Source organism: Micromonospora lacuserhaii (assembly GCF_036902735.1).
In the GTDB taxonomy this organism is placed as follows: domain Bacteria; phylum Actinomycetota; class Actinomycetes; order Mycobacteriales; family Micromonosporaceae; genus Micromonospora.
This window is the reverse complement of record NZ_JBAKHO010000005.1, coordinates 38857-60961: the sequence shown is the minus strand read 5'-3', so window position 1 is coordinate 60961 and position 22105 is coordinate 38857. Positions and strand designations below refer to the sequence as shown.

The following is a 22105-nucleotide window of genomic DNA, read 5'->3' as shown; positions in this document are numbered from 1 at the left end:
GTCCGTTCCGACCGGGACGTGAGTGGCATTTGCGGCAACTACCGGTTCTCGCACTGTCGATCTCCTGACTTCTCCGTCGCGGCCGGGACCCGACGCCACCACGGCGGGCGGCGCGGTCAGCCCGGCCGGGCCGCATCCAGGGCGGCGCGGACCAGCGCCAGGGCCCGCTCCGGCGGCACCCCGAGCCGCAGCGCCTCCTCGGCATACCGCGTGGCGGCCCGCTGCAACCGGTCGGCCGCGTCGTCGCGCCCCGGCGCCACGAACGTCCCGTGCCGCCCCCTCGTCTCCAGCAGGCCGGCCGCTTCCAGCTCGCGGTAGGCCCGGGCCACCGTGTTTACCGCCAGCCCCAGCTCCGCGGCGAACTGCCGCACCGGGGGCAGCCGGGTGCCCACCGCCAGCCGCCCGTCGCCGATCATGCCGGCCAACTGCCCGCGCACCTGCTCGTACGGGGGCACCGCCGAGGCCGGGTCGATCTCCAGACGCATGTCAGCCCGCCCCTCCCGGGGTACCCGGATCGGTGTCCGCGTCGACCTCGGCCTCGGTCTCGTCGTCGTCGAGATCCGCGGGGGCGGGCCCCTCCGCCAGGTCCACCACCCGCCCGTACCGACTGGTCGCGGCGAGCGCGGCGCCGAAGAGCAGCAGCTGGTTGAGCAGGTAGAGGTAGAGCAGCAACCCGACCGCGCCGGCGACCACGGTGTACGCCGGATTCCGCTCGGTCCGCACCACGTAGAAGCGCCCGACGGTGTTGAGCAGCGTGATCCCCACCGCGACGAGCAGCACGATCGGGCGCAGCCGGCGCCGGCTCATCCGCAGCCGGGGCACGGCGATCATCAGCGCGGTGGCCAGCACCGCGTTGATCAGCACGCTCAGCACCGCGCTGATCGTGGTCAGGCCGACCGAGCCGGTGGAGCGCAGCAGGAAACGCAGCACCGACTCCAGCGCGTCCACCGCCGCCACCGAGATGCCCAGCAGCACGAAGACCAGCAGCAGCACGCCCAGGTCCACCAGCCGGCGCACCACCAGGTTGCCCGGCTGCTGGTTGAAGCCGTACATCAGCCGCTGTGAGGAGCGGATCGCCTCCACCCAGCCGATCCCGGTGAAGACCAGGATGACCAGGCCGATCACCCCGACCGCGTTGCTGCTCTGAGCGATCTGCTGCGGGTCGAGGAACGGCAGGTTCTCCTTCAGGAACCCGGCCGCCGCCTCGCTGACCTCGTCGTTGTCCTCCAGGATCGCGCCGAAGACCGAGTAGCCGACCAGGGCGAGCGCGAAGACGGCGAAGAACCCGTAGTAGGCGATCGCGGCGGCCAGCCGTCCGCCCAGCACCGCGCCGTACAGGTCCACCGCCCGCCACAGGTGGTCGAACCGGGGCCAGCGGTGCCGGGCCACGGTGAACCGGCGGTCGATACCGCCGGTCAGTCGACCCCACGCGTCCACCACGTCATCCTCGCCGATCTGTCGTCACCCGGGCGGCGGACCGCCCGCCGGAGAGGGTTCAGCCGCCGAGCCGGAAGTCCCGGCGCGGCTGCCACCGCGTCTGGCCGCTGTGCGAGAAGAGGGTGAACGCCTCGACCTCGAACATCGCCGAGAAGTCGGCCAGGTCCTCGTACGCCTTGTCCAGTGCCTCCGGCGCGACGTCCTGGGCGACGGTGACGTGCGGGTGGTACGGGAAGCGGGCCTCCCGGTGCAGGCCGGGCGCGGCGTTGATGGCGGCGGCCAGCAGCTCGCACTCGCTGATCCCGGCCGCGACCGCCACGAAGACCACCTGGGTGACCGGCCGGAAGGTGCCCGTCCCGCGCAGGTGCAGGGTGAACGGCAGGTGCGTGGCGGCCACCGCGGCCAGGTGCTCCTCGACCACCGGCAGCACCGCCACCGGGATCTCGGTGGGCCCGAGCAGGGTCACGTGCGCCGGGACGGCCTGGGGGTCACCCGCCTCGATCCGGCGCCGGGTGAGCATGCCGCCCCACGGCTCCGGGATGTCCACCGCGATCCCGATCTGGATGGTGTCGCCGGCCAGCGGCGCCCCGTCCCTGCGATCCACGCTCCGCGCCACCCTCCACCCGTACCCGTCGACCCTGGGGCCGTTACTCGAAACGGACCGGCGGGAAGAACCCGACCCGCTCGTACGCCGCCCGCAGCGTCGGCGCGGCGACCGCACGGGCCTTCTCCGCGCCGGTGGCGAGCAGCTTGTCCAGCTGGGCCGGGTCGTCGAGGTAGGCGCGGGTGCGCTCCTGGATCGGGGTGACGAACTCCCGGACCACCTCGGCGAGCTCCTTCTTGAGGTCGCCGTAGCCCTTACCCGCGTAGCCGGCGACCAGGTCGTCGATGCTCCGGCCGGAGAGCGCCGAGTAGATCGTGAGCAGGTTGGAGATGCCGGGCTTGGTCTCGGCGTCGAAGACGATCTCGCGGCCGGTGTCGGTGACCGCGGAGCGGATCTTCTTGGCCGACCGGGCCGGGTCCTCCAGCAGGTCGATGATGCCGGCCGGTGAGGAGGATGACTTGGACATCTTGGCCGTCGGGTCCTGCAGGTCGGTGATCTTCGCGGTGTCCTTGACGATGTGCGGCGCCGGCACGGTGAACGTCTGGCCGAACAGCGAGTTGAACCGCTGGGCGAGGTCGCGGGAGAGCTCCAGGTGCTGGCGCTGGTCCTCGCCGACCGGCACCGCGTTGGCCTGGTAGAGCAGGATGTCGGCGGCCTGGAGGATCGGGTACGTGAAGAGACCGACGCTGGACCGCTCGCTGCCCTGCTTCTGCGACTTGTCCTTGAACTGGGTCATCCGGCTCGCCTCGCCGAAGCCGGTGATGCAGCCGAGCACCCAGGCCAGCTGCGGGTGCTCGGGCACCTGCGACTGGACGAAGAGGGTGCTGCGCTCCGGGTCCAGCCCGACCGCGAAGAGCTGCGCGGCGGCCACCCGGGTCCGCTGCCGGAGCACCTTCGGGTCGTGCCCCGCGGTGATGGCGTGCAGGTCGACGACGCAGTAGAACGCGTCGTGGGTGTCCTGCAGGGCCACCCAGTGCCGCACCGCGCCGAGGTAGTTGCCGAGGTGGAACGAGTCGGCCGTCGGCTGGATGCCGGAGAAGACGCGGGGGCGGGCGGGAACGTCGGACATGCCGGCAATTCTGTCAGCAACCGCTGGCGTACGTCATGACGGGCCGGCGGGTCGGCTCGCCACCGGCCCGGCCGGGGCGCTGACCTCGCGTCGTTGCTCCGGCAGCCGGGCCGTGGAGACCGCGACCCGGGAGATCCGGCGGCCCTCGAGGGCCAGCACCCGCAGCAGCCAGCCGGTGCCGCGCTCGTCCGGCTCCGGCGCGTCGTCCGGGGAGACCGGCACCTCGTCGCCGGCCACCGGCAGCCGGCCCAGCGCCGCCATCACGAACCCGCCGACCGTCTCGTACGGCCCGACGGGGAGCTCCACCCCGGTCCGCTCGGCGAAGTCGGCGAGGTTGAGCCGGCCGTCCACCACGGCGGGCAGTCCGGCGTGGACCGGCTCGGGTGCGTCGTCGTACTCGTCGTGGATCTCCCCGACCAGCTCCTCGATCAGGTCTTCGAGGGTGACGATGCCGGCGGTGCCGCCATACTCGTCGACCACCACCGCCAGGTGGTGCCCCTCCTTGCGCATCTCGGTCAGCGCGGCGAGCACCCGCTTGCTGCCGGGCAGCTGTTTGACCTGGCGGGTCAGCTCGCCCACCGTGGTGCACGGGTCCAGGTCGGGGCGGAGCAGCACGTCGCGCAGGTGGACGAAGCCGACCACGTCGTCGTGGGTGCCGTCGACCACGGGGTAGCGGGTGTGCGTCTCGGCCCGGACCACCCGCGCGGCCTCGGCGAGGCTCAGCCCGGCGGCGAGGAAGACCACCTCGGTCCGGGGCATCATCACCTCGCGCACCAGGCTCGCCCCGGCGACCAGCACCTCGTCGATGATCCGCCGCTCGTCCGGGTCGAGAACGGTGTTGGCGGCGACCAGGTCGCGCAGCTCGTCCTCGCTGATCCGCTCCCGACCGGCGGCCGGGCTGGCGCCGAGCAGGTCGGTGACCAGCCGGGTGGCGGCGTCGGCGGCGCGGACGACGAGCCGGGCGACGCCACGGGCCACCGGCCCGGGGGCCCGCCGGGTTCGCCCCGGCGCGCGCCTCCGGAGCCCGGGACCGCCCGCCTCCCGCATAGAGGTGATGGTAGGGGCGCGCGGCACGGACGGTGGCCGATGTTCGGATCTGTTCAATCATGAGTCTTTATGATGGAATGGTGGAGGCGTAGACGGGAAGCGTGGTCACCGCGGGCCGCCGTAGGGTGATCACGAACGGCCGCGGCGGGAGCGGCCAAGTCAGGAGGACCCGACGTGAAACTGCTCGTCACCGGCGGCGCCGGCTTCATCGGTAGCGTGGTGACCCGGATGCTGCTCGACAACGGCCACGAGGTGACCGTCCTCGACGACCTGCGGACCGGCCACCGGGAGGCGCTCGCCCCCGAGGCCACCCACGTCGACCTGCCGGTCCACGAGGCGGCCCGGGTGCTCACCCCCGACGCGGGCTTCGACGGCGTGCTGCACTTCGCCGCGCTGATCGCCGCCGGCGAGTCGATGGTCAAGCCGGAGCTCTACTGGCACGCCAACACCGTCAGCTCGATCGCCCTGATCGACGCCGTGCGCGCCGCCCGGGTGCCGCGGATGGTCTTCTCCTCCACCGCCGCCGTCTACGGCAACCCCGAGGAGCTGCCCATCCCGGAGACGGCCGTCAAGGCCCCCACCAACACGTACGGCGCGACCAAGCTCGCCGTCGACTACGCGCTCACCTCCGAGGCGATCGCCCACGACCTGGCCGCCGTCTCGCTGCGCTACTTCAACGTCGCCGGGGCGTACCTGCGCGACGGCCTGGCGATCGGCGAGCGGCACGACCCGGAGACCCACCTGATCCCGATCGCGCTGGACGTCGCCGCCGGCCGGCGGGAGAAGCTCCAGCTCTTCGGCGACGACTACCCCACCGTCGACGGCACCTGCGTGCGCGACTACATCCACGTCGAGGACCTGGCCCGGGCCCACCTGCTGGCGCTCTCCGCCGCCGTCCCCGGCCGGCACCGGATCTACAACCTCGGCAACGGCAACGGCTTCACCAACCGCCAGGTCGCCGACGTGGTCCGCGAGGTCACCGGGCACCCGCTGCCGGTCGAGGTGGCGCCGCGCCGCGACGGCGACCCGGCCGAGCTGGTCGCCTCCGCCGCCCTGGCCCGCGAGGAGCTGGGCTGGGTGCCGGAGAAGCCCACCCTGCACGACATGGTCGGCGACGCCTGGGCCTTCTACCGGGCCCACGTCCTGGAGCGGCCGTGACCGACGTCGCGGCCCGCGCCACCGCCGGCTTCCGCTCCGCGTACGGGGCGGAGCCGGCGGGCCGCTGGGCGGCTCCCGGCCGGGTCAACCTGATCGGCGAGCACACCGACTACAACGACGGCTTCGTGCTGCCGTTCGCCCTGCCGCTGCGCACGGTGGCCGCCGCCGCCCCGCAGGAGGGCGAACGCTGGACGGTGTGCTCGGAACTCTCCGCCGACCCCGTCTCGTTCGACGCCGATGACCTGGCCACCCCGGGCAAGGTCACCGGCTGGGCGGCGTACGTCGCCGGGGTGGTCTGGGCGTTGCGCGACGCCGGGCACCCGGTACCCGGGGCCCGGATCGCGATCGCCTCCGACGTGCCGGTCGGCTCCGGGCTCTCCTCCTCGGCGGCGATCGAGGCGGCGGTGCTCGCCGCCCTGGTCGATCTCGGTGGACCGGGGCTGCCCGAGGACCGGTGGCCCCGGCTCGCCCAGCGGGCCGAGAACGTCTACGTCGGCGCGCCGACCGGGATCATGGACCAGTCGGCGGCGATCCGCTGCCGGGAGGGGCACGCGCTCTTCCTCGACTGCCGGGACGAGTCGATCGAGCACATCCCGTTCGACCTGGACGCTGCCGGGCTGGCCGTACTGGTGGTCGACAGCCGCGCCCCGCACCGGCACGCCGACGGGGAGTACGCCGCCCGCCGGAAGTCCTGCGAGCGGGCCGCGGCCCTGCTCGGGGTGCCGGCGCTGCGGGACGTCGCGGTCGCCGACCTGGACGGGGCCCTCGGCCGGCTGCCCGACGACGAGATGCGCCGCCGGGTCCGGCACGTGGTCACCGAGGACCAGCGGGTGCTCGACACCGTCGCGCTGCTGCGCGCCGGCCGGGTACGCGAGATCGGCCCGCTGCTCACCGCCTCGCACGTCTCGATGCGCGACGACTTCGAGATCACCGTGCCGGAGATCGACCTCGCGGTCGAGTCGGCGCTCGCGGCCGGCGCGCTGGGCGCCCGGATGACCGGCGGCGGCTTCGGTGGCTGCGTCCTCGCCCTGGTCGAGGCCGACCACGCCGACAAGGTGGCAACCGCGGTCACGGCGGCGTACGCCGAGCGCGGTTTCGCCGCCCCCGGCACCGTCCCGGTCCTCCCCGCCCCCGGCGCCACCCGCCTCGACTGACCCACCCCGGCGCCTCGCCCCGCCCGCGGGCGGGCAGGTGGGCCCGCAAGGTCGTGCAGGAACATGGAAGTAGTGGCCTCGCCGTCGCGGTGAGGCCACTACTTCATGGATCGAGCGCGATCATGGCCGGCGCGACGGCACGACGGCACGGCGGCGCGGCCGCGCGACGGGAAGGTCAGGCGGTGTCGACGATCATGCCGGCGCCGACCGTGCGGTTGGTGGTCTCGTCGATGATGACGAAACCGCCGGTGGTGCGGTTGCGGCGGTACTCGTCGGCCAGCAGCGGCACCGTGGTGCGCAGCCGGACCCGGCCGATCTCGTTGAGCTTCAGCTCGCCGGCCGTTTCGTCCCGGTGCAGCGTGTTGATGTCCAGCCGGTAGTGCAGGCCGCGCACGATCGTCCGGGCCGACCGGGTGGTGTGCTTGATCGCGTACTTGCCGCCGACCTGGAGCGGGCGAGTCTCGTCCATCCAGCAGACCATCGCCTCGATGTCCTGGGACACCGCCGGCGCGTTGTTCGGCCGGCAGATCAGGTCGCCGCGGGAGATGTCGATCTCGTCGGTCAACCGGACCGTGACCGACATCGGCGGGAACGCCTCGTCGACCGGGCCGTCCGCCGTCTCCACCGAGGAGATCCGGCTGGTGAAGCCGGACGGCAGCACCATCACCTCGTCGCCCGGCTTGAGAACCCCGGAGGCGACCTGACCGGCGTAGCCGCGGTAGTCGGTGACCGTGGTCGACTGCGGGCGGATCACGTACTGCACGGGGAAGCGGACGTCGACCAGGTTGCGGTCGCTGGCGATGTGCACCCGCTCCAGGTGGTGCAGCAGCGACGGCCCGTCGTACCAGGGCATGTGCTCCGACCGGGTGACGATGTTGTCGCCGCGCAGCGCGGAGATCGGCACCACGGTCAGGTCCGGCGCGTCGAGCTTCGCGGCGAACGCGGTGAACTCGTCGGCGATCCGCTCGAAGACCTCCTGCGAGTAGTCGACCAGGTCCATCTTGTTGACGCAGAGGACCAGGTGCGGCACCCGCAGCAGCGAGCAGAGGAAGGCGTGCCGCCGGGACTGCTCCACCAGGCCCTTGCGGGCGTCCACCAGGATCAGCGCCAGGTCGGCGGTGGAGGCGCCGGTCACCATGTTCCGGGTGTACTGGATGTGCCCCGGGGTGTCGGCGATGATGAACTTCCGCCGCGGGGTGGCGAAGTAGCGGTACGCCACGTCGATGGTGATGCCCTGCTCCCGCTCGGCGCGCAGGCCGTCGGTGAGCAGCGCGAGGTTGGTGTACTCGTCGCCCCGCGCCGCGCTGACCGCCTCCACCGCGGCGAGCTGGTCGGTGAAGAGCGACTTGGTGTCGTACAGCAGCCGGCCGATCAGGGTCGACTTGCCGTCGTCCACGCTGCCGGCGGTGGCGAACCGCAGCAGGTCCATCGGCCGGGCCTCCGGCCCGGCCCCGGTGGCGGCGCGGCTGTCCGCCGCGCCTCCGGCGCTGGTTTCGGTGGTCATCAGAAGTAGCCCTCCCGCTTGCGGTCCTCCATGGCGGCCTCGCTGACCCGGTCGTCACCGCGGGTCGCGCCGCGCTCGGTGATCCGGGTGGCGGCCACCTCGTCGATCACCTTCTCCACGGTGTCGGCGTCCGACCGGACGGCCGCCGTGCAGGAGGCGTCGCCCACGGTGCGGTAGCGCACCTGGGTCTTGAACCGCTCCTCCCACGCCCGCGGGTGGAAGAACTCGTTGACCGCGTAGAGCATGCCGTCCCGCTCGACCACCTCGCGCTCGTGCGCGTAGTAGATCGACGGCAGCGGGATCCGCTCCCGGGCGATGTAGTGCCAGACGTCCAGCTCGGTCCAGTTGGAGAGCGGGAAGACGCGGATCGACTCGCCCGGGTGGTGCCGGCCGTTGTACAGCGCCCAGAGCTCGGGCCGCTGGTTCTTCGGGTCCCACTGGCCGAACTCGTCGCGGAAGCTGAACATCCGCTCCTTGGCGCGGGCCTTCTCCTCGTCCCGGCGAGCCCCGCCGAAGAGCGCGTCGAAGCGGTGCTTCTCGACCGCGTCGAGCAGCACCGGGGTCTGGATCCGGTTGCGCATCCCGTCGCCGGACTCCCGGACCAGGCCGCTGGCCAGCGCCTCGGGCACACTCGCCACGATCAGGTGCAGGCCCAGCTCGGCGACCCGCTGGTCGCGGTATTCCAGCACCTCGGGGAAGTTGTGGCCGGTGTCCACGTGCATGACCGGGAAGGGGATGTTCGCCGGGGCGAACGCCTTCTGCGCCAGCCGGAGCATGACGATCGAGTCCTTGCCGCCGGAGAAGAGCAGCACCGGGCGCTCCATCTCGGCGACCACCTCGCGCATCACGAAGATGCTCTCCGCCTCGAGCGCGTCGAGGTGGGAGACCTGGTAGAAGCGGGCGGGCGCGGTCATGACACCGGCTCGATCGGGGTGGGTCCGCTCATGGATTCCAGACCTTTCCGGTCGGACAAATCAAAAACAGGCGCTCAGGCTACCCGGAATGCTTCTGCAGCGCTGCAAGCAACCGACTGGCGAGATCCTTGCGGCAGACCAACAGGTCCGGCAGGCGCGGATCCGCCTCGTTGTATTTCAGCGCAGAACCGTCGATCCGGGAAGCGTGCAGGCCGGTGGCCGTCGCCACAGCCACCGGCGCCGCCGAGTCCCACTCGTACTGGCCGCCGGCGTGGATGTACGCGTCCACCTCACCGGTCACCACCGCGGCGATCTTCGCGCCCGCCGAACCCATCGGCACCAGGTGCGCACCGACGTCCTCGGCCAGGTCGGTCAGGAAGGCCGGCGGTCGGCTGCGGCTCGCCGCCAACCGGATCACCCGGGCGCCACCCGCGGTCGCCGCCTCCAGCGTCATGGGCGGATACGCCGGCGGGTAGTCGGTGCCCAGCACCCGGTGCTGCGCCGGCAGCCCCACCGCCCCCGCGGTCAGGCCGTGCGGGGTCGGCGCGTTGCGCGCCCAGAGCGCCACGTGCACCGCCCAGTCCGGGCGGCCCTCCTCGGAGAACTCACGGGTGCCGTCCAGCGGGTCGACGATCCACACCCGGTCCGCGGTCAGCCGGGACACCGCACCGGGGTTCACCTCCGCCGCCCAGGCCAGCCGCGACCCCTCGTCCTCCTCGGAGAGGACGGCGTCGCCCGGCCGCCAGCGGGCCAGTTCGGTGCGGATCAGGTCGTGGGAGACCTTGTCCCCCGCCGACTTCAGCGCCCCCGGGTCGGCGAAGCCCATCTCGGCCCGCAGCTCCAGCAGCGCCTGACCGGCCCGCGCCGCCAGCCATCGGGCGAACGCGCCGTCGATCATCGGAGGACTGCCCACGTACTCGCTCCCGTCGCCTCGCCGCGACCACGTCGCCGGTCACGCCACGCCAGAAGGCGCAGACTACCGGCTGCACCGGCCCCTTTCCGGTACGCCCCGCCCGGCCGTCGGCCGTCGGGACGCCGGCCACCCGCGGTCAGGCCCCGTGGTACGCGTTCTGCGTCGGCTCCACACCCTTGCTGACCACCGACTCCACCACGTCCGCCGCCCGGTCGACCAGGAACTCCAGCTCCTTGCGCTCGGCGGCGCCGAAATCCGACAGCACGTAGTCCGCCGGGTCCTGCCGCCCCGGCGGCCGGCCGATGCCGAACCGGACCCGGACGTACTCCTTGGTCCCCAGCGACTTGGACATCGAGCGCAGCCCGTTGTGCCCGCCCTCACCGCCGCCGATCTTGACGCGCAGCTGCCCGTACGGGATGTCCAGCTCGTCGTGCACCGCGATCACCCGGTCCGCCGGCACCTTGTGGAACTGGGCCAGACCGGCCACCGGACCACCGGAGAGGTTCATGTACGTCAGCGGCTTCACCAGCACCAGCTTCGGCCCGCCGAAGCCCAGCCGGCCCTCGGCGACCTCCGCCACGGCCCGCTTGTGCCGGCCGAACTTCGCACCCACCCGGGTGGCCAGCAGGTCGGCGACCATGAAGCCGACGTTGTGCCGGTTCCCGGCGTACTCCCGGCCCGGGTTGCCCAGACCGACCACCAGCCACGGCCCCGTCTCGTCCGTCACGTCCCGTCCCTCCCGCGTCGGTGTCCCGATACGCCGACAGGCGCCCCCGACGGTGCGGGGACGCCTGTCGCAACGATGCGAACCGATCAGGCCTCGGTCGCCTCGGCGGTCTCTTCGCCACCGGCCGCGGCTGGCTCGCCGGCCTCGGCGCCCTCGGAGGACTCGGCGGTCTCCTCGCCGACCCCGGCCTCGACCTCCTCGTCGGCGGTCTCGACCTCGGGCAGGGTCGCCTCGAGCTGCTCGGCGGTCGGGGCGGCGGTCACCGAGGCGACGGCCATCTCCGGGTCGGCCACCAGCTCGACGCCGGACGGCAGCTCCACGTCGGCGGCGGTCACCTGGGTGCCGGCCTCCATGCCCTCGATCGAGGCCTCCAGGTGGTCCGGCACGTTGGTGGCGTCGGCGGTCACCGAGAGGGTGTCGTGGTCGTGCACGATCAGGGTGTCCTTCGCGGCCTCACCGGTCAGCTGGACCGGGACGTCGACGGTGACCTTCTCGCCCCGGCGGACCAGGAGCAGGTCGACGTGCTCGAAGGTGTCCTTGATCGGGTCACGCTGGATCGCCTTCGGCAGGGCCAGCACCTGGGTGCCGTCGCTGACCTCGATCGCGAAGAGCTGGTTGGCGCCGCCCTTACGGATCGCGGCGGCGAACTCCAGGGACGGCAGCGCGATGTGCTGGGGCTTCTCGCCGTGGCCGTACAGCACGGCGGGCACCTTGCCGGCCCGGCGGGTACGACGGGCACCACCCTTGCCGAACTCGGTACGGGGCTCGGCGCTGATCTTTACCTCGGACACGGGGAAACTCCTGATGCTTTTCGCGGCGGCGACTTGTCGACTGGCGGTGCTGCGGCGAGGGGCTCGCTGGGGCTCATGCGTCCTGCACGACTGCCCGGAGCACCGCGTCGATGACGGTGCCTCCGTACGGTGCTTTTCAGCGGCCCGCCGGGCACCCTCGCCGTGGCAACCGCACCAGTCTACCCGAGCCGATTCCCTGCTTTCCGGCAGTACCCATATCACCGTTCCCGCCGCCGTGCAGGCCGACGGGAACGGTGTGGGGAAGCCGCCGTCGCGGCGCTCAGCTGCTCAGCTCAGGCCGCCGAACAGGGTGGTCACCGAGCCGTCGTCGAAGACCTCCCGGATGGCCCGGGCCAGCAGCGGCGCGATCGACAGCACGGTCAGCTTGTCGAGCTGCTTCTCGGGGGGAAGCGGCAGCGTGTTGGTGACCACGACCTCGCTGATCGGGCTGTTCTTCAGCCGCTCCGTCGCCGGGTCGGAGAGCAGCGCGTGGGTGGAGGCCACCACGATCTCCGCCGCGCCCGACTCCTTGAGGATGTCGGCGGCCTTGGTGATCGTGCCACCGGTGTCGATCATGTCGTCGACGATCAGGCAGACCCGGCCCTCGACCTCACCGACCACGCGGTTCGCCACCACCTGGTTCGGCTTCAGCGGATCCCGGGTCTTGTGGATGAACGCCAGCGGGCAGCCGCCCAGCCGGTCGGTCCACCGCTCCGCCACCCGCACCCGGCCCGAGTCCGGCGCGACCACGGTCATCGGCCGGCCCGCGTACTTGTGCTCCACGTACTCGGCGAGCACGTCCATCGCGAAGAGGTGGTCCACCGGGCCGTCGAAGAAGCCCTGGATCTGCGCGGTGTGCAGATCCACGGTGAGGATCCGGTTCGCCCCGGCCGTCTTCAGCAGGTCGGCCACCAGCCGGGCCGAGATCGGCTCCCGGCCGCGGTGCTTCTTGTCCTGCCGGGCGTACGGGTAGAACGGCAGGACCACGGTGATCCGCTTGGCCGAACCGCGCTTCAACGCGTCGATCATGATCAGGGTCTCCATGACCCAGGTGTTGACCCCGTGCGTGACGGACTGCACCACGAAGGCGTCCGAACCGCGTACCGAGTCCTTGAACCGTACGAAGATCTCGCCGTTGGCGAACTCGTACGCGTCGGAGGGGGTCGGCGCGACGCCGAGCACCTCACCGATCTCCTTGGCCAGCTCCGGAAATCCACGTCCGGAGAAGAGCATCAGGCTCTTGCGGTTTTCGGCGACGATGCTGCCCATGGGCCCGTGCGCTCCCGTTGCTCGGTGGTTCCCGGCGGTGTGGGGCCGGGGACTATTCGGTTGCAGTATCCCCCGCCCCCGACGCGCCTCCCACTGTCTGGCCACCCCCGTGCAGTGGCTCACCTTCGCTTGCCGGGACGGGGTTCCCCGACGCACCCTCACCGGCCCGCCCCGCCCGCTCGGCCGCCGCCGCGGAGACGGTGCCCGGACGCTTGCGGGCCACCCAGCCGTCGATGTTGCGCTGCGGCGCCCGGGTCACCCCCAGCGCGCCCGGGGGAACGTCCTGGGCGATCGCGCTGCCCGCCGCCACGTACGCCCCGGCACCCACCTCGACCGGGGCGATCAGGCTGGTGTCGCAGCCGACGAAGGCACCCTCGCCCACCGTAGTGCGGTGCTTGTTCACCCCGTCGTAGTTCACGAAGATCGTTGCCGCGCCGATGTTCGCCTTCGCCCCGATCGTCGCGTCACCCACATACGACAGGTGCGGCACCTTCGCGCCCGCGCCCAGCTCGGAGTTCTTCACCTCGACGAACGTGCCGACCTTCGACTTCTCGGCCAGCCGCGCGGCCGGCCGCAGGTACGCGTACGGGCCGACGCTGGCGCCGGCGCCCACCTCGGCGCTCACCGCGTGACTGCGCAGCACGGTCGCCGCCGGCCCGACCACGGTGTCGATCAACGTGACGTCCGGACCGACCACCGCCTCCGCGCCCACCGAGGTGGTGCCGCGCAGCTGGGTGTTCTGGTCGATCACCGCGTCCCGCTCGACGGTCGCCGTCACGTCGATCCAGGTCGTCGCCGGGTCGAGGATGCTCACCCCGGTACGCATCCAGGCCTCGTTGACCCGGTCGCGCAGCAGCCCGCGCAGCCCGGCCAGCTCCACCCGGTCGTTGCAGCCGAGCGTCTCGACGTGGTCGGCGGCCACGTGCACGCCCACCGGCTCGCCGGCCGAGACGAGCAGGCCGAAGACGTCGGTGAGGTACTCCTCGCCCTGGTCGTTGTCGGTGGAGAGCTTGCCCAGAGCGTCCCGCAACCGGGCCACGTCGAAGGCGTAGATGCCGGCGTTGATCTCGCGGAGCGCGCGCTGCGCCGGGGTGGCGTCCCGCTCCTCGACGATCTGCTCCAGCCGTCCCACGGCGTCCCGCACGATCCGGCCCAGGCCGGTCGGGTCGGGCACCTCGGCGGCCAGCACGGTCGCTGCCGCGCCCTCGCCCTCGTGCGCCTCGACCAGCGCGGCCACCGTCTCGGCCCGCAGCAGCGGCACGTCCCCGTTGATCACCACGACGGTGCCGGTGACCTCCGGCGCCGCCTCCAGGGCGATCCGCACGGCGTGCCCGGTGCCGAGCTGCTGGGCCTGCAGGACCGGGGTGGCGTCCGGGGCGATCTCGGTGAGGTGCGCGCGGACCTGCTCCGCGCCGTGCCCGACCACCACGACGGTGCGGTCGGCGGCCAGCGGCGCGGCCGCGGCCAGCACGTGGCCGAGCAGGGTACGACCGAGCAGCGGGTGGAGCACCTTGGGCAGCGTCGACTTCATCCGCTTGCCCTCACCGGCAGCGAGCACGACGACGGTACGGAGGTGGGGCTGGGGCACGACGTGGCTCCCGTCGGGAAGGCGACAGTCTCGCGGCCATGCTAACCAGACATCAACCGCCGATCAGCAGAAGCTCCCGGGAGAGGATTCGAACCCCTACAATCAGGACCAAAACCTGACGTCCTGCCATTAGACGACCCGGGACGGTCTAAAACGGTCAAAACAATATCCTGCCTGAACCCCTACACCTTAGCGTCCCGCTTCGCCGGCGCCACCGCTCATTCCCTTCATGATCCCTTCGATCGTCCAGTACATCCGGCGGGAGTCGGGCACCACGACGACGAGGCACCCGTGGTAGTCATCGCCGGTGTTGTGCCGGACCGTGGCGGGCCGATGCCGCTTGAGGGGAGGTGCGCTGGAACGCCTCCACGCCCACGCCGACCTGCCGCGCCCACCAGCGGACCGCCGCGTCCGCGTCCGCGGTCTCGTGGATGCTGACCCGGAACCGCAGGCTCCCGCGCGGCACGCCCAACTCCTCGACGAAGCGCACGAAGAGGTCGATGAGCGCCGGATCGCTGTTGGTGAACCGGACCCGGCAGTCGTGGGGCCGCCAGGGCTTCGCCTTCACCCCCTCGGCCCAGTAGAGGGCGGCACCGACCAGGAGCAGCTCCCGACCGTCCAGTCGGGACACCCACACCGAGCTGAACTCGGCCAACTCTGCCCGCGCGGCGTCCCGTGCCTGCCGATGCGCCCCCCACTGCGCGTCGGTCATCACCTTGGAATGGGCGCGGCGCCGCTCCCGCTCGGCCGCACCGTCCCGGTCGAGCGGCAGATGCCGCACCCACAGGTAGGCGGTCGACTTCGCCACGCCGAGCCGCCCGGCGATCTCACCCACCGACAAGCCCTCGCCGCGCAGCGCGACCGCCTCCGCCCGCAGATCGTCCCTGGCCCGTGGACGCCGGGTCCACGCCGGCGGCGGCACCCCACGCAGCAGCTCCTGCACCCGGTTGCGCCCCAGCCCGGTCCGGGCCCGGATCTGCGCGACGGAGAGCCCCTCCTCCACGCGCAGCCGCCGCACCTCGTCCTCCATGACCCGCAAATTAGAACGTAGGTACGACAGGATGCGGCGCCCGGCGCGGAAACCCGGCAATGGTTTCGGAGCGGGCCTGGCAGGATGGCCGGCAACCGGCACGCAGGGGCGCGCCGGCCGGAACATTCCACGACGGGCGTCACCAAGCGCCGGTGAGGTGACGACATGACCGAGGCCCCGGGCGGGGAGAACACCGGCAGCCGGCGGCGGGCGGTGCCGGCGGCGGCCGCGAAGCCGACCTCACGGGTACGGATGTCGGCGTCCCAGCGGCGTGAGCAGCTCATCTCGATCGGTCGGCAGATCTTCGCCGAGAAGGGCTTCGACGCGACCTCCATCGAGGAGGTGGCGTCCCGGGCGAAGGTCTCCAAGCCGGTGGTCTACGAGCACTTCGGCGGCAAGGAGGGCCTCTACGCGGTGGTGGTGGACCGCGAGGTGCGGGCCCTGCTGGACCGGCTCAGCACCGCGCTGACCGCCGGTCATCCCCGGGAGCTGCTGGAGCAGGCGGCGATGGCGCTGCTGACGTACATCGAGGAGGAGACCAGCGGGTTCCGGGTGCTGGTGCGGGAGTCGCCGCTGATGTCCGCGACGGGCAACTTCAGCAGTGTGATGAACGACGTCGGGCACCAGGTGGAGCACATCCTGGGCGCCGAGTTCTCCAGCCGGGGGTACGACCCGAAGCTGGCCGAGCTCTACTCGCAGGCGCTGGTGGGGATGGTGGCGTTGACCGGCCGCTGGTGGCTGGAGGTGCGCAAGCCGCGCAAGGAGACGGTCGCCGCGCACCTGGTCAACCTGGCCTGGAACGGGCTGTCGCACCTGGAGGCGAAGCCGGGCCTGATCACGGCCCGCAAGCGGAGCTGACCGCCGCTCCGGTGGGGTCAGCGGGCATTGGCCCCCGAGATCGGGTGCCGGCGGTTCATCCGCTCCGCCTCCGCGTGCTCGTCGGGCCCGATCTTGTCGTAGAGCCCGGTGGCGAGCAGCAGCAGCCCGAAGAGCATGGACACGATCACCGTGGACATCGAGAAGTTCAGGAAGTTCGCGGTGGTCTGGAGCACGGACATCATGGCGATGCTGGTGACCATGAAGACCACCCCGGCGGTCAGGTTCATGTAGTGGCCGAGGTTCCCGCGGCGTGAGGCGCCGATGATCAGCACGATGCCGAAGACCACGGACACCAGCGAGAAGGCCAGGTTGGTACGGAGTCCGAGGGCCCAGTGGCTGCCCCGGTCGAAGAGCCCGTCGCCCCACGTCTCGACGACGCCCCAGACCCCGAAGACCAGGATGTAGAGCCCGACGAGCCCGGCGAAGACCCGGTAGAGCGGGCGCGCCGGGTGGTTCACCGGAATGTGCGCCATGACTCCTCCGTCCGACTACGACAATTCACCAGAATTGTCGCCCGTACGGAGGCCGACTGTCCGCCAAACCGCGGGACCACCAACGCAGGATCCCGCCCCGCCGGGCAGCGAGCCGCGGACGGAACGGGACCTCAAGCGCGAAGGGGGATCAGAGGACGAGGCGAGCCTTCTGCCAGGCTTCCTGCTCCTCGTCGGTGCCGACCTTGCCGTACATGCCGGCCACCAGCAGGACGAGGCTGAGGGTCATCAGCACGATGATCGTCATGATGCTGAAGTTGGCGATGTTGGCGTCGGTCCGGATGAACGCCAGCCCGGCCAGGGTGATCACCATCAGGGTGTACGCCAGCCACTGGTTGATCGCCACGTCGAGGTTGCGGCCGATCACGGTGCCGGCCACGATGGCCCCGCCGAGCAGCACGGAGAGCAGCGAGAACCCGAGGTTCGTCCCCTGGCCGAGGACCTTGGTGTCATCCCGGGCGAAGATGTCGTTGCCGGCGCTCGCGATGATGCCGAGCACACCGAAGACCACCAGGTACAGACCGATGAGCCCGCCGATCGCCCGGTAGACCGGCCGCGCGGGGTGGTTGACGGGGGTGTGGGCCATGACTGTGTCTCCAACGCCGTTCGGATGAGGGGTCGCCGGCGATTGTCCCGCATGCCCGGATGTGACGCCGCACACGGGGGGCGTCCAGGCGCGGCGCGGCGCCGGCGGGCGGTCAGACCGGCGGGATCTCGTCGGCCAGGGCCAGCCAGGTCTCCTCGGTCCGTTCCCGCTCGGCCCGGAGCTCCTTGAGCTGCGCGTCGAGTTCGGCGACCCGCGCGTAGTCGGTGGCGTGCGTGGCGAGCTGGTCGAGCAGCGCCGTCTCCTTCTGCTCCAGCTTGCCGATCTGCCGTTCCAGCCGGGTCAGCTCCTTGCGGGCCTGCCGGGCCTCGGCGGCCGACATACCGGTGGCGGCGGGCGCACCCGGCGTGGTGGCGGCGGTGACGGCCTCGATGCGGGCCGGTTCGGCCCCGCCGGCCCGGGACAGGTACTCGTCGACGCCGCCGGGCAGGTGCACCAGCCGACCGTCGCCGAACATCCCGTACACCGAGTCGGTGACCCGTTCGATCAGGTACCGGTCGTGGCTGGCCACGATGATCGTGCCGGGCCAGGAGTCGAGCAGGTCCTCCAGCGCGGCGAGGGTGTCGGTGTCGAGGTCGTTGGTGGGCTCGTCGAAGAGGAGCACGTTCGGCTCGGTGGCGAGCAGCCGGAGCATCTGGAGCCGGCGTCGCTCACCGCCGGAGAGGTCGCCGACCGGCGTCCAGAGCCGCCGGTCGTCGAAGCCGAAGACCTCGGCGAGCTGTGCGGCGGAGATCTCCCGGTCGCCGAGCTGGACCCGGCGGGCGACCTCCTCGACGGCTTCCAGGACCCGCAGCTGGCCGGGGAGTTCGGCGAGTTCCTGGGAGAGGAACGCCGGCTTGACCGTCGATCCGGTGGCGAACCTGCCGCCGTCGGGGCCGGTCACCCCGGCGAGCATCCGCAGCAGGGTGGTCTTGCCGGCCCCGTTGCGGCCGAGGATGGCGATCCGGTCCCCGGGGCCGACCTGCCAGGTGACGCCGTGCAGGATCTCCTTCGGGCCGGCGTGCAGGGTGACCTGTTCCAGGTCGTACACCTGCTTGCCGAGCCGGGCGGTGGCGAGCCGTTGCAGCGACATGGTGTCGCGCGGCGGCGGGACGTCGGCGATCAGCGCGTTGGCCGCGTCGATCCGGAACCGCGGCTTGGAGGTCCGGGCCGGCGGGCCCCGGCGCAGCCAGGCGATCTCCTTGCGGAGCAGGTTCTGCCGGCGGGCCTCGGTGGCCGCGGCCACCCGCTCGCGCTCCACCCGGGCCAGGGTCCAGGCGGCGAAGCCGCCCTCGTACGCCCGGACGGCCTGGTCGGCGACCTCCCAGGTGTAGGTGCAGACCGCGTCGAGGAACCACCGGTCGTGGGTGACCACGACCAGGGCGCCCTTGCGGCCGACCAGGTACTTCGCCAGCCAGTCGACGCCGCCCACGTCGAGGTGGTTGGTGGGCTCGTCGAGGATCAGCAGGTCCGACTCGCGGACCAGCAGCGCGGCCAGCGCGACCCGGCGGCGTTCACCGCCGGACATCGGGCCGACCGGTTGGTCGAGGCCGAGGTGCGGCATGCCGAGGCCGTCGAGGATGCCCCGGACGCCGGCGTCGCCGGCCCACTCGTGCTCGGCGCCCATGCTCTCGCCGAGCCAGGCGGTGCCGAGCACCACGTCCCGGACGGTCGCCTCGGGGGCCAGCGTGAGGTTCTGCGGCAGCCAGAGCACCCGCAGGTCCCGGCGGTGGGTGACCCGGCCGTCGTCCGGGTCCTCCTGCTTGGTGAGTAGCCGCAGCAGGGTCGACTTGCCGGCGCCGTTGAGGCCGACCACGCCGATCCGGTCGGCGTCGTCGAGGCCGAGCGAGACGTCGGTGAGCAGCGGCCCGGCGGCGCCGTACCCCTTGGACACCCGGTCCAGGTTGACGATGTTGGCCACGACCTCACCTCCCATGATGATCAAAGGCGTCCCGGTGCCGGCGGGCACCTGGGGACGCCTGCCCCAAGGGTACGCGGACCGCCCGGGCCGCCCGGGTGGGGCGTACGGGTCAGGCGACCCGGGCGCCGGCGACCGGGCCGTGCGCGACCCGAGCCTCCCGGCACACCTGGGCGGCCTCCAGCTCGGCGGCAATCCGCTCCGCGTCGGCGGCGTCGGCGGCGAGGAAGACGCAGGTCGGCCCGGAGCCGGAGACGATTCCGGCGAGCGCGCCGGCCGCCTCCCCCGCCTTGAGGGTGTCGGCCAGCGCGGGGCGCAGCGACAGGGCGGCGTCGGAGAGGTCGTTGCCGAGGGTGGCGGCGAGCACCCGGGGGTCGCGCTGGCGCAGCGCGCCGAGCAGGGCGTCGGTGCTGCCCAGCGGCTCCCGGGCGGCGCCGGCGTCGCGGAGCCGGTCCAGCTCCCGGTAGGCGGCCGGGGTGGAGATGCCACCGTCGGCGACCGCGACCACCCAGTGCCAGGAGGTGGGGCGGACCAGCACCGGGCTGACCGCCTCGCCCCGGCCGGTGCCGAGCGCGGTGCCGCCGTAGATCAGGAACGGCACGTCGGAGCCGAGGTCGGCGGCGATGGACGCCAACTCGTCGCGGGACAGCCCGGTGCCCCAGAGGGTGTCGCAGGCGACCAGGGCGGCGGCCGCGTCGGCGCTCCCGCCGGCCAGCCCGCCGGCGAGCGGGATCTGCTTGCGCAGGTGCAGCCGGGCGTGCGGCGGGACACCGGCGTACCCGGCGAGGGCGTGGGCGGCCCGGATCACCAGGTTGGAGTCGTCCAGGGCCAGCTCGCCGGTGCCCTCGCCCTCCATGGTGAGGGTGAGCGTGTCGCCGCGGCGGGCGGTGAGCTCGTCGTGGATGGAGATCGCGTGGTAGACGGTGTTCAGCTCGTGGTAGCCGTCGTGGCGCAGCGGCCCCACCCCGAGGTGCAGGTTGATCTTGGCGGGCACCCGGACCTTGACCGGTCCGCTGGCCCCGCGCCGCTGCTGCTCGTCCTCGTCGTCCGGTCGCCAGGCCTCGGTCACCGGGGGACGTCCTGCGGGCGCAGGCGGATGTCGAACAGCTTGGTCACGATCAGCTCCTCGGCGGAGTCGGCGACCGGTCCGTGCCGGCCGTCAACCGGGTCGTACGCGTACACGTGCGGCGCCCGGGGGGCGGGCACGGCGTCAGCCTAACCGGCGGCGGGTGCGGCGGCCGGGGCCGACGCGGCGATGGCGGCGAACTGCTCCACGGTGAGTGACTCCCCGCGTGCGCCCGGGTCGACTCCGGCGGCGATGAGCGCGGCGGCGGCCCGGTCGGCCCCACCGGCCCAGCCGGCCAGCGCCGCGCGCAACGTCTTGCGGCGCTGCGCGAACGCCGCGTCGACCACGGCGAAGACCCGCTGGCGGGCGACGTCGTCGCGGGGCGGTTCCCGGCGGGTGAAGGCGACCAGGCCGGAGTCGACGTTCGGTACCGGCCAGAACACGTTCGGCGGCACCTTGCCGGCGGCCCTCGCCCGGGAGTACCAGGCCAGCTTGACCGACGGGATGCCGTACACCTTGGAGCCGGGGCCGGCGACCAGCCGGTCGGCGACCTCCTTCTGCACCATCACCAGGCCGTGCCGCAGGGTGGGCAGCTCGGCGAGCAGGTGCAGCACCACCGGCACCGCGACGTTGTACGGCAGGTTCGCCACCAGCGCGGTGGGCGCCGGTTCGGCCAGCTCCGCGGCGGTGATCCGCAACGCGTCGGCCCGGTGCACGGTGAGCCGGGCGGCGTCCGGGCCGGCGTGCCGGGCGGCGGTCTCCGGCAGCGCCCCGGCGAGCGTGGGGTCGATCTCCACGGCGTGCACGTGCGCGGCGACCGGCAGCAGGGCCAGGGTGAGCGAGCCGAGCCCCGGCCCCACCTCCAGCGCCACGTCGTCCGGGGCGAGCCCGGCAGCGGTGACGATCCGCCGGACCGTGTTGGGGTCGTGCACGAAGTTCTGGCCGAGCTTCTTGGTCGGGGCGACGCCCAGCCGGGCGGCGAGTTCCCGGATCTCCGCCGGGCCGAGGAGACCGGTCACGCCCCGTAGCGTAGCGGCGGGCTCCGGCCCGCTCACCACGGGCCGAAGACCCGGTCGCCGGTGGCGGAGATGGCGGCGCAGAGCGCGTCGAGGTCGGCGCCGGTGGTCTCGGCGAGCGACCGGACCGTCAGCGGGATCAGGTACGACGCGTTCGGCCGCCCCCGGTGCGGCATCGGGGTCAGGTACGGCGCGTCGGTCTCGACCAGGATCTGGTCGAGCGGGGTGAGCGCGGCGGCCTCGCGCAGCGCGGTGGCGCTGCCGAAGGTGACCGTGCCGGCGAAGCTGAGCAGGTATCCCCGGCGGACGCACTCGGCGGCGAAGTCCGCGTCGCCGGAGAAGCAGTGCAGCACCACCGTGTCGGGTGCGCCCTCGTCGTCGAGGATCCGCAGCACGTCGGCGTGCGCGTCGCGGTCGTGGATGACCAGCGCCTTGCCGTACCGCTTGGCGATGGCGATGTGTGCCCGGAAGCTCTCCTCCTGTGCGGCGCGCCCCTCGTCGCCGGTCCGGAAGAAGTCCATCCCGGTCTCGCCGATCCCGCGGACTCGGTCCCGGCCGGCGAGCGCCTCGATCTGCCGCAGCGCCTCGTCGAGGTCGGCCAGCCGGGGCGCGTCGTTGGGGTGCAGCGCGACGGTGGCCAGCACCGCCGGGTACTTCTCGGCGACCTCGGCGCTCCAGCGGGAGGAGTCCACGTCCACGCCCACCTGGACCAGCCGGTCCACGCCGACCCCGGCGGCCACCTCGATGGCCGCGGCGACCGGGTCGTCGGCGGGGCCACCGCCGGGCGCCCCGGCCTCGCTGACCGTGATGTCGAGGTGGGTGTGGCTGTCCAGCACGGGGCGGGGCAGCGGCTCGGGCGCGGGCGGGAACTCCCCGGCGCGACGGGCGGCGCGCTGCTTGCGGGTTTCGGTCGGCTCACTCATCGCGGCCAGCATCACACACCGCCA

At 72.7% G+C, this 22105-nt stretch carries 23 protein-coding genes and 1 tRNA gene; 3 read left to right on the top strand and 21 right to left on the bottom strand.

Going from position 1 to position 22105, the window contains the following annotated elements; translation table 11 throughout:
* Positions 1–116 precede the first annotated feature (116 nt).
* From V6U81_RS05045 to V6U81_RS05025, 5 genes are read right to left on the bottom strand one after another with little or no spacing between them, the layout of a single operon-like run.
* Positions 117–485: a GntR family transcriptional regulator gene (locus tag V6U81_RS05045; protein ID WP_334484930.1), complete on the bottom strand. Its 369-nt coding sequence runs from the start codon at positions 483–485 to the stop codon at positions 117–119.
* Between the two features lies 1 nt (position 486).
* Positions 487–1437, bottom strand: coding sequence for a YihY/virulence factor BrkB family protein (locus V6U81_RS05040; protein WP_420883974.1), 951 nt, complete (start codon positions 1435–1437; stop codon positions 487–489).
* 58 nt (positions 1438–1495) lie between these two features.
* Complete coding sequence (locus tag V6U81_RS05035) at positions 1496–2053, bottom strand: 2'-5' RNA ligase family protein (protein ID WP_420883973.1); 558 nt, start codon at positions 2051–2053, stop codon at positions 1496–1498.
* A gap of 31 nt (positions 2054–2084) precedes the next feature.
* On the bottom strand, positions 2085–3110 hold the full coding sequence (gene trpS / locus V6U81_RS05030; protein ID WP_334484926.1) for a tryptophan--tRNA ligase: 1026 nt from the start codon (positions 3108–3110) through the stop codon (positions 2085–2087).
* Between the two features lie 33 nt (positions 3111–3143).
* Positions 3144–4157, bottom strand: coding sequence for a hemolysin family protein (locus V6U81_RS05025; RefSeq protein ID WP_334484924.1), 1014 nt, complete (start codon positions 4155–4157; stop codon positions 3144–3146).
* A 228-nt stretch (positions 4158–4385) separates the two neighbouring features.
* Here V6U81_RS05025 and galE point away from each other — a divergent pair, with 228 nt between their 5' ends.
* Together galE and galK are read left to right on the top strand one after the other, a co-directional pair.
* The gene (galE, locus tag V6U81_RS05020) at positions 4386–5315 is read left to right on the top strand and encodes a UDP-glucose 4-epimerase GalE (protein ID WP_334485184.1); all 930 of its coding nucleotides are present in this window, start codon (positions 4386–4388) and stop codon (positions 5313–5315) included.
* Positions 5312–6469, top strand: a complete 1158-nt coding sequence (gene galK, locus V6U81_RS05015) for a galactokinase (RefSeq protein WP_334484922.1) — start codon at positions 5312–5314, stop codon at positions 6467–6469. The genes galE and galK overlap by 4 nt, the downstream gene beginning before the upstream one ends.
* 175 nt (positions 6470–6644) lie before the next feature.
* On the opposite strand, the gene cysN is transcribed toward galK, so the two are convergent.
* From cysN to V6U81_RS04970, 9 genes are all read right to left on the bottom strand, one after another.
* A complete protein-coding gene (cysN, locus tag V6U81_RS05010; protein WP_334484920.1) occupies positions 6645–7973 on the bottom strand; it encodes a sulfate adenylyltransferase subunit CysN in 1329 nt (442 codons plus the stop codon).
* Complete coding sequence (gene cysD / locus V6U81_RS05005) at positions 7973–8887, bottom strand: sulfate adenylyltransferase subunit CysD (RefSeq protein WP_334484918.1); 915 nt, start codon at positions 8885–8887, stop codon at positions 7973–7975. The genes cysN and cysD overlap by 1 nt, the downstream gene beginning before the upstream one ends.
* Before the next feature lie 79 nt (positions 8888–8966).
* Positions 8967–9785 carry a 3'(2'),5'-bisphosphate nucleotidase CysQ gene (locus tag V6U81_RS05000; RefSeq protein ID WP_334485182.1) on the bottom strand — a complete coding sequence of 273 codons (819 nt, stop codon included), beginning with the start codon at positions 9783–9785 and terminating at the stop codon, positions 8967–8969.
* Between the two features lie 151 nt (positions 9786–9936).
* The gene (pth, locus tag V6U81_RS04995; protein WP_334484916.1) at positions 9937–10527 is read right to left on the bottom strand and encodes an aminoacyl-tRNA hydrolase; all 591 of its coding nucleotides are present in this window, start codon (positions 10525–10527) and stop codon (positions 9937–9939) included.
* Positions 10528–10613: 86 nt separating this feature from the next.
* Positions 10614–11318, bottom strand: a complete 705-nt coding sequence (locus V6U81_RS04990) for a 50S ribosomal protein L25/general stress protein Ctc (RefSeq protein WP_334484914.1) — start codon at positions 11316–11318, stop codon at positions 10614–10616.
* Positions 11319–11606: 288 nt separating this feature from the next.
* On the bottom strand, positions 11607–12587 hold the full coding sequence (locus V6U81_RS04985; protein ID WP_334484912.1) for a ribose-phosphate diphosphokinase: 981 nt from the start codon (positions 12585–12587) through the stop codon (positions 11607–11609).
* A gap of 52 nt (positions 12588–12639) precedes the next feature.
* On the bottom strand, positions 12640–14175 hold the full coding sequence (glmU, locus tag V6U81_RS04980) for a bifunctional UDP-N-acetylglucosamine diphosphorylase/glucosamine-1-phosphate N-acetyltransferase GlmU (protein ID WP_334484910.1): 1536 nt from the start codon (positions 14173–14175) through the stop codon (positions 12640–12642).
* A 73-nt stretch (positions 14176–14248) separates the two neighbouring features.
* Positions 14249–14319: transfer RNA gene (locus tag V6U81_RS04975), tRNA-Gln, on the bottom strand.
* A 154-nt stretch (positions 14320–14473) separates the two neighbouring features.
* Complete coding sequence (locus V6U81_RS04970; protein ID WP_334484908.1) at positions 14474–15205, bottom strand: helix-turn-helix domain-containing protein; 732 nt, start codon at positions 15203–15205, stop codon at positions 14474–14476.
* A 165-nt stretch (positions 15206–15370) separates the two neighbouring features.
* Here V6U81_RS04970 and V6U81_RS04965 point away from each other — a divergent pair, with 165 nt between their 5' ends.
* Positions 15371–16063 (top strand): TetR family transcriptional regulator, encoded by a 693-nt coding sequence (locus V6U81_RS04965; RefSeq protein ID WP_334484906.1) that lies wholly within the window; start codon positions 15371–15373, stop codon positions 16061–16063.
* Between the two features lie 17 nt (positions 16064–16080).
* On the opposite strand, the gene V6U81_RS04960 is transcribed toward V6U81_RS04965, so the two are convergent.
* From V6U81_RS04960 to V6U81_RS04930, 7 genes are all read right to left on the bottom strand, one after another.
* Positions 16081–16557, bottom strand: a complete 477-nt coding sequence (locus V6U81_RS04960) for a DUF4383 domain-containing protein (protein ID WP_334484904.1) — start codon at positions 16555–16557, stop codon at positions 16081–16083.
* Between the two features lie 148 nt (positions 16558–16705).
* Positions 16706–17161, bottom strand: coding sequence for a DUF4383 domain-containing protein (locus tag V6U81_RS04955; protein WP_334484902.1), 456 nt, complete (start codon positions 17159–17161; stop codon positions 16706–16708).
* Positions 17162–17273: 112 nt separating this feature from the next.
* Positions 17274–19079, bottom strand: coding sequence for an ABC-F family ATP-binding cassette domain-containing protein (locus V6U81_RS04950; protein WP_334484900.1), 1806 nt, complete (start codon positions 19077–19079; stop codon positions 17274–17276).
* Positions 19080–19188: 109 nt separating this feature from the next.
* Positions 19189–20145 carry a 4-(cytidine 5'-diphospho)-2-C-methyl-D-erythritol kinase gene (locus tag V6U81_RS04945; RefSeq protein ID WP_334484898.1) on the bottom strand — a complete coding sequence of 319 codons (957 nt, stop codon included), beginning with the start codon at positions 20143–20145 and terminating at the stop codon, positions 19189–19191.
* Positions 20142–20282, bottom strand: a complete 141-nt coding sequence (locus V6U81_RS04940; protein ID WP_334484896.1) for a hypothetical protein — start codon at positions 20280–20282, stop codon at positions 20142–20144. Before V6U81_RS04940 ends, V6U81_RS04945 begins: the two co-directional genes overlap by 4 nt.
* A gap of 9 nt (positions 20283–20291) precedes the next feature.
* Positions 20292–21161, bottom strand: a complete 870-nt coding sequence (gene rsmA, locus V6U81_RS04935) for a 16S rRNA (adenine(1518)-N(6)/adenine(1519)-N(6))-dimethyltransferase RsmA (protein WP_334484894.1) — start codon at positions 21159–21161, stop codon at positions 20292–20294.
* 32 nt (positions 21162–21193) lie between these two features.
* A complete protein-coding gene (locus V6U81_RS04930; protein WP_334484892.1) occupies positions 21194–22093 on the bottom strand; it encodes a TatD family hydrolase in 900 nt (299 codons plus the stop codon).
* Positions 22094–22105: the final 12 nt, after the last annotated feature.